This window comes from Bradyrhizobium sp. NBAIM03 (assembly GCF_020194055.1).
GTDB lineage: Bacteria > Pseudomonadota > Alphaproteobacteria > Rhizobiales > Xanthobacteraceae > Bradyrhizobium > Bradyrhizobium yuanmingense.
Map to the genome: position 1 here is coordinate 1 of NZ_JADYVS010000140.1, position 458 is coordinate 458.

The following is a 458-nucleotide window of genomic DNA, read 5'->3' on the forward strand; positions in this document are numbered from 1 at the left end:
GTACCCGCCTGGTTGCCCATGCTGGTTGCCGCGAGCGTGACATCTTGAGCAGCGAGCAGCTTGCCGCCCGCGTTGCCGATATTGCCCGTGCTGGTGACGTTGAGGGCGCCAGCGCTGGAACCCAGTACGCCCGAGGTGTTATCAAGGCGCGCCACGTTTGCTGTGACATTGCCCGCACCGGCCAGCGTGCCAAGTTGGTTCACCAAGCTGCCGGCTGTTACGTTGGCCACGCCCGAGGCGGACACCGTACCGCTGGTGTTGTCGACCGCGCCCGACCCGGTGTTGACCGTGAGGTTGCGCGCAGAGATGGTGCCGGCCTGGTTGCCAAGGGACGCCGCATTGAGCGTCGCATCCTGACCGGCAATGAGCTTGCCGTATGCGCTGGCGATATTGCCGGTGCTGTTGATGACGAGGTTGTTACCGCTGGAGCCAAGTGCGCCACCGGTGTTGTCCACGCT

The 458-nt window shown here is 64.6% G+C and carries 1 pseudogene; it reads right to left on the minus strand.

From position 1 onward, the window contains the following. Positions 1-458 (minus strand): annotated as a pseudogene (locus I6F21_RS37775) (hypothetical protein); the annotation flags it as partial.